This window comes from Natronococcus sp. (genome assembly GCF_047921035.1).
Taxonomy (GTDB): Archaea; Halobacteriota; Halobacteria; order Halobacteriales; family Natrialbaceae; genus Natronococcus.
Map to the genome: position 1 here is coordinate 1 of NZ_JBLRWX010000272.1, position 518 is coordinate 518.

At 63.5% G+C, this 518-nt stretch carries 1 pseudogene; it reads left to right on the forward strand.

Annotated features, from left to right (window positions below):
• Nucleotides 1–518: pseudogene (locus ACNA7R_RS20660) on the forward strand (asparagine synthase); the annotation flags it as partial.

A 518-nucleotide genomic window follows, 5' to 3' on the forward strand; every position in this document is an offset into this window, starting at 1 on the left:
GTGCTCGACGAGCGTTCGATCCGGACCGACCAGTACTGGCGTCCCCACTACCAGCCGCGTGCGGAGTCCTTCGAGTGGTTCGTCGAGGAGTTCGCCGCTCGCTTCCAGACGGTGATCGACGAGTGGGTACGAGACGACCACGAGTACGGCGTGTTGTTGTCGGGGGGGCGGGATTCGCGACTCATCCTGGCGGCTCTCGACGACGCGACCGCGTTCCATATGAACGACTGGATCAACCGCGAGGCCCGAACCGCGATTCAGATCGCCCTCCTGGCCGGTGCGGAGTTCCATCTGCTTGAACGCGGCGCGACGTACCGAATCGAGGCGCTCGAGCGCAACCGGTGGGCCGATTCGTTCAACGGCTGGTTCAGCCAGCCCTATACGAGTGGGTTTGAAGCTGAAATCACCGATCGCGTCGATGGTCTGTTCTCGGGGCTGTACAGCGACTCGTTGTTCAGTGGCTACAGCGTCCCATCGCCGAGGGTGTCACTTGGGCCGCTGGGTTCGATGGCGGTCCC